The organism is Mailhella massiliensis, from assembly GCF_020741395.1.
In the GTDB taxonomy this organism is placed as follows: domain Bacteria; phylum Desulfobacterota; class Desulfovibrionia; order Desulfovibrionales; family Desulfovibrionaceae; genus Mailhella; species Mailhella massiliensis_A.
In genome coordinates this window covers 1-5,925 of record NZ_DYZA01000006.1, presented here as the reverse complement: position 1 = coordinate 5,925, position 5,925 = coordinate 1, and the positions used below count along the sequence as shown (strand labels likewise).

The following is a 5,925-nucleotide window of genomic DNA, read 5'->3' as shown; positions in this document are numbered from 1 at the left end:
CAGCTCCACAGCGTGGTTCAGGTTGCCGAGGGTATTTTTTTCTTGGGATTCCGCTCCGCAGGGGAAGGGTAAGGGCAGGAGATGGCAAGGTAAGGCACATGCCTGTCCGGGCGGACGCAATTTCTGTATCGGCAGGTTATGGCGATACGCCTCATCCCCTGGAGTTCCGGCAGTCTCCCGGTTTTCACTTCCCCGGAATTGAGGTAGAAGAGTTACGGAGACACGGGATACGGAGTACGGGAGGAAAAGTCATGTCATGTGGGTTCCGCTATGCGGAAAGAAAGGATACCGCATTGATTCTGCAGTTCATCAGGGAGCTTGCGGCGTATGAAAAGTTGCTGCATGAAGTAGTGGCGGATGAACGGACTCTGGAAGAATGGATATTCGACAGACGGAAGGCCGAAGTAATTTTCGCCCTTGAAGAGGGGACGGAAGTGGGCTTTGCGCTGTTCTTCCATAATTTTTCCACGTTCCTCGGCCGGGCAGGCCTCTATCTGGAAGATCTGTATGTCCGGCCGGAATACCGCGGCAGAGGATACGGCAAGGCGATATTGAAAAAGCTCTCGTCCATCGCCGTTGAGCGCGGCTGCGGCCGCCTGGAATGGTGGTGCCTCGATTGGAACAGCCGGGGTATTGATTTTTATCTGTCCCTCGGAGCGGAGCCCATGAGCGACTGGACGGTATACAGGATTGCGGGAGAAACGCTGAAAAAACTGGCGGAATAAAAGCTCCCGTGGGTGACGATGGGGAGGCTTGAGAGCAGTGCCGGGTTCTGCACGGGGGGGCCGGGAAAGCAGGAGAGAAACAGAGACGGAGGGCGAATCACGTTTTGCCGTGTTTCGTGCTTAGACGCTGCAGACGTACATTCAGCAATTCTCCGCGATGAACAGTGAAGGGCCGCCCCGGAAGGGCGGCCCTTTTATGTGCTCAGGGAGCGCGGAAACCTCAGGCCGAATGGTCGGTGAGGGTCAGCTTTTTCTTGGTGGCGGAAATGCTTTCCGTCTGCACCTTGCTGCGGTCGGTGTAGTGGGTGTGCAGAAGTTCATGTGCCTTATGGGAGTTCGGCTCGCCGAGGAAATCCTTATAGAGGCGGATGATCTGCGGGTTGTTGTGGGACTGCCGGCGAGGCATGTCGTGGTCAATGGCGAAAAGGCCTTCCCTGCGTTCGTGGGCATGGGGATGATAGCTCTTTTTCACTCGGCAGGTACCGCCGCCGTCAACGCAGCCGCCGGGGCAGGCCATGACTTCGATGAAGGAGTAGGGGGAATTGCCGGCTATGGCCTGCTCTGCGAGTTTGCGGGCGTTGGCGAGGCCATGCACCACGGCCACCCTGATGACGCCGTTTCCTTCGCCGAGATCCACTTCCGCTTCGCGCATACCTTCTTCGCCGCGCACGGGTACCACGTCCACGCCGGGCAGTTCCTTATGGTTGAGCACGGCGTACACGGTGCGCACGGCCGCTTCCATCACGCCGCCCGTGGCGCCGAAAATGACGGCCGCACCGGTGGAGGCGCTCATGTAGGGGTTGTCGAAGTCTTCAGGCTCCACCTCGGCAAGATTGATGCCGCAGCGGCGGAAGAGCCGGGAAAGCTCGCGAATGGTAAGCACCACGTCGGTGTCGGGAGTGCTGTGGACATGGAGCTGTGGGCGGGCGGCCTCATCCTTTTTCGCCGTGCAGGGCATGAGGGAGATGTTGCGGATTTTTTTAGGTGGAATCCCCATTTTTTCCGCCAGATAGGTCTTGACCAGAGAACCGACTACGGCCTGCGGGGAGCGGGTGGTGGAAAGATAGGGCAGCACTTCCGGGCAATGTTTTTCCGCGTAGTTCACCCAGGCAGGACAGCAGGAGGTGAAGGTGGGGAGTTTGCCGCCGTTCTTCATACGGGTAAGCAGTTCCGAACCTTCCTCCATGATGACGACGTCGGCGGCGAAGTCGGTGTCGATGACGATATCGGCGCCGAGGCGGCGCAGGGCGGCGATGATCCTGCCCTGCACGTTTTGCCCGGGAGCGAGGCCGAATTCCTCACCGAGGATGACGCGCACCGATGGAGCGAAGGAAAACACGGTGGTGATTTCCGGGTTGGCGAGGTAATCGAGCACAGTGTCGTTCTCATCGCGTTCCGCGAGCGCGCCCGTGGGGCAGACCAGGGTGCACTGGCCGCACTGTATGCAGGCTGAGGTATTCTGGCTGGGGGCCATGCCCACGCCGATGTGCGCGCCCACGCCCGTACCGTCCACGGTGAGGGCGGCCACACCCTGCATCTTGCGGCATACCTCCACACAGCGCATGCAGCGCACGCATTTGGTCATGTCGCGCACCATGCCGCGCATGGTGTTGTCCAGGGGACGCACGGAAGGCATGCGCGTTGCAAAACGGTTGGTGGAAAGGCCTACATATTCGGCAAGATCCTGCAATTCGCAGTTGCCGTGGCGGGCGCATGCGCCGCAGTCCTGGTCGTGATCGGCGAAGATGAGTTCCACCTGAAGGCGCTGCATGTCGCGCACGCGGGTGGAACGGGTGTTCACCCGCATGCCTTCTTCCATGGGCGTATTGCAGGTGGTGGCCATTTCGGTGCGGCCGTTTTTGTCCGTAATTTCCGCAAGGCAGACGCGGCAGGTGCCGGGCTTGTGGTCAAGAGGCTGGAAGTGGCAGAGGGTGGGAATGAAGATGCCGTTGCGCCGGGCTACCTGCAGGATGGTTTCCCCGGGCTCGAAAGTATATTCTTTTCCGTTGATGGATGCATTCATGGCGGATTCTCTCAGAAACGGTTAGGCTTTAAAACCGGGGATGGGAGCGCGGGTGACGACGGACATGATGCGGTAGCAGCGCATGCAGCGCTTTGCTTCCTGCCATGCCTCTTCCTGGCTCATGCCCAGTTCCACTTCCTTGAAGTTGCCTGCGCGATCTGCGGGGGCAAGTTCATTCAGCTTCACGCGGGATTTCTTTTCCTGCCCGCATACCGGATCGTCGCCGAGCAGGTCGGCCTGCCGGATGAGCTGGCTGATACGTTCGCGCGCGAGGAAGGGGGGCTTTCCGTATTCCAGATAGCTTACAATGGCCTGGGCTCCTATGGACCCCTGTGCCATGCCGTGGATGAGCACGCTCGGGCCCTTGGTGCGGGGGCCGGTGGTGCCGTCGCCGCCGGCGAAGACGCCGGGCCTGGAGGTCGCCTGATATTCATCGACGATGATGCAGTTCTTGCGGTCGAGGGCGATGCCGTCTTCCTTGACGAGCATGGCCGGATCGCTTTTCTGGCCTATGGCCGCGATGACATGGTCGCAGGGAATGACGAATTCAGAACCGGGGATGGGGGTGACACCGCGGCGGCCGCTTTCATCGGGTTCCGTCTGCTGCATGGCCACGCAGCGCAGGCCTGCGATTTTCCCGTTTTCCATCACCAGGGAATCCTGCCCGGAAAGGAAATGAAATTCCACGCCTTCACGCATGGCTTCCACGATTTCCTCCCTGTCGGCCGGTGCGTCGGCCTCCGTGCGGCGGTACACGAGGTGCACCTTTCCGCGCGTCATACGCACGGCGGAGCGGCAGCAGTCCATGGCCACGTTGCCGCCGCCCACCACGACCACGTCGCCTTCCATGGTGGGAGTGACGCCGTTTTCCAGAACGTCGTGCACCTTTTCCAGAAAGTCGATGCCGTTTTCATAGCCGGGAAGCGAAGAGTCCTCTCCTTCCATGCCGAGGTATCCGCCCAGGGGGCAACCCGTGGCTATGAACACGGCCTTGTAGCCCCGGTCGAACAGGTCGTTGATGTGAAAGTCGCGCCCGAGCTTCTGTTTGAAGAAGAACATGCCGCCCATCTGCTTGACGAGCTCGTTTTCCTGCAGAAGCACGTTCTTGGGCAGGCGGTAAAAGGGGATGCCGTAGCGTACCATACCGCCCGCCTTGTCGTGGGCTTCATAAATATCCACGGGGTAGCCGGTTTCCAGGAGCTGATAGGCGCAGGTGACGCCCACAGGGCCTGCCCCTATGACGGCCACGCGCTTGTTCTTGGTAGTGGGGCAGGGTTCGGGCTTCAGGATACCGGGTACGATGGTCTTGTCGGCGGCGAAGCGCTTGAGGTTCTTGATATCTATGGGGCTGTCCACCTGGGCGCGGCGGCAGGCTTTTTCACAGTAGCGCACGCAGACTCTGCCGCAGCTTCCCGCGAGAGGATAGTGGTTGAGCACGACGCCTGCGGCGAGGTCGTTATGTCCGTCCAGCAGGTAGTCGATGTAGCGGGGCACGTTGACGTGGCTCGGGCAGGCTTCGATGCAGGGGCTTGTCGTCACGGAATAGAAGCCCGCATTGCCGTGGAAGGGGAAGGGGCGCAGCTCGTCGGGGAAATGGGAAATGGCTTCAAAGAGCGGCGTCGTGCCTGTGCGTCCCACGCCGCACATGGAGGTTTCGTGCATCTGCTCTGTGACGTCACGCACTTCTTCCCAATTCACCTCTCCGCCGTGGCAGGCTTTTTCCAGCTCCTGCGCGAGAATATGCGAACCCGCTCGGCAGGGAGAGCATTTGCCGCAGGACTCGGCGGCAAGGCGTTCATGGTGCTTCCACAGCGCCCAGGCGAGGCTGGCTGTGCGGGAAAAGACCAGAAAGCCCCGGTTGCTGAGGAAAATCTCCATGGGATTCCCTTCGTTGAACTCGTCGAAAAGTTCCAACGGTAATTCCTTGGGATAGGTAGGAATTGCGGAGCCGCGATTGTCGTAGACGACATGGTCCCAGACTCCGTAAATCAGCTGCGGCATAAGGCAGAGCCTCCTTGCATGGTGCGTATGGCGTGTTGGAAGGTAAGCCGGGTCTTTGTGATCTTCCTTTTTTACGGGCGGAACCGCGCGGGAGGAGAAGCGTCGCGCTTTCCGCCGGAAAGATGGTATCCGGTACACAACGGTATTCGTTGTATGTAGGGAAAAAAAGGGCGTTCGTAAAGGGGAAGCGGGAACAGGACGGCTTCGACCGAATCCGGAAGGCGATTCGCGGAAGTTTTTTCCTGAGAGGCGCGTTTTGAAGAAAAAAGGAAGGTCGATTTCGGGCGACCGCCACACGGGGAGGGCATGCCCTCTGCTCGACGTGACGCGAATTCCGTGGCAGTATGGGCCCTCGTGAGGAGGCGGAAACGCCGTTTTCAGAAAACTTCCTATTGCTGCCGGGATGAGCCATGCGGATTTTTTTTCTTTTTACGATGGTCCTTATCCTTTCTTTCGATGGGGCGTGGGCATACAGTCCCCCCCAGAAGATACGCGACGAGGCTTTTTCGAGGCTCAACGACGGGCTTGAGCAATTCGCCGAAAGAAAGGATGTGGACGAGCGTACCCTCATGGAGCGCCTGACCTTTCGGGACGCGAAGTTCCGGCGCATCCTGAAGGACTGCTTTGAGATCATGGCGGATTCTCCCCTTCTTGATCTTCTGGAGCTTCAGGATGAGACGCGCGCGCAGATAAAAGAGAAGCAGGAAAAAATCGGCGAGCTTGCGCGCCTGAGCGTCACCGCTCCGGAATCTTCATGGAATCCCATGGCGATGACGCAGGAGCGCATAAAAAAGGACACGGAAGCTCTTCGGCAGGAAATAAGGGAGCTTCAGGATTGCTTTGACCGGCAGAAAGAACAAGTATATGCCGGAATAGTCAGCAACAACGTGCCTATGGAGCGCGAGCAGTTCGAGCTCATGCTCAATGCCGCCGATGCCGTGGAAACAGCGAACATCATGGCCGTTGCCGAAAACCTGAAATATATCCTGCAAAGTATAGAGGAAAAGGCGAAGGATAAAGATGCTCCTGTGGAGCTTTTGCAGACTTACTCCGGCACATGTATGATGTGCTACAGAGTGTATATGTATGCTGTGCAATTCGCCGTGGAACAGGTGGATACGAAGTATCGTCCGCGCCTTCTTGCCATGAAGGAGGAGAACGGCAAGCTTCTCAGGG

The 5,925-nt window shown here is 58.9% G+C and carries 4 protein-coding genes; 2 read left to right on the top strand and 2 right to left on the bottom strand.

Going from position 1 to position 5,925, the window contains the following annotated elements:
* The first annotated feature begins 251 nt into the window (after window positions 1-251).
* Window positions 252-725, top strand: coding sequence for a GNAT family N-acetyltransferase (locus tag K8W16_RS00280; RefSeq protein WP_304120148.1), 474 nt, complete (start codon window positions 252-254; stop codon window positions 723-725).
* A 220-nt stretch (window positions 726-945) separates the two neighbouring features.
* On the opposite strand, the gene K8W16_RS00275 is transcribed toward K8W16_RS00280, so the two are convergent.
* Both K8W16_RS00275 and K8W16_RS00270 read right to left on the bottom strand, forming a co-directional pair.
* Window positions 946-2,748 carry a [FeFe] hydrogenase, group A gene (locus K8W16_RS00275; protein WP_304120147.1) on the bottom strand — a complete coding sequence of 601 codons (1,803 nt, stop codon included), beginning with the start codon at window positions 2,746-2,748 and terminating at the stop codon, window positions 946-948.
* Window positions 2,749-2,769: 21 nt separating this feature from the next.
* A complete protein-coding gene (locus tag K8W16_RS00270) occupies window positions 2,770-4,749 on the bottom strand; it encodes an FAD-dependent oxidoreductase (protein ID WP_304120145.1) in 1,980 nt (659 codons plus the stop codon).
* Window positions 4,750-5,159: 410 nt separating this feature from the next.
* Here K8W16_RS00270 and K8W16_RS00265 point away from each other — a divergent pair.
* Window positions 5,160-5,925: hypothetical protein (locus K8W16_RS00265; protein ID WP_304120144.1), on the top strand; the 766-nt coding region annotated here is incomplete at its 3' end.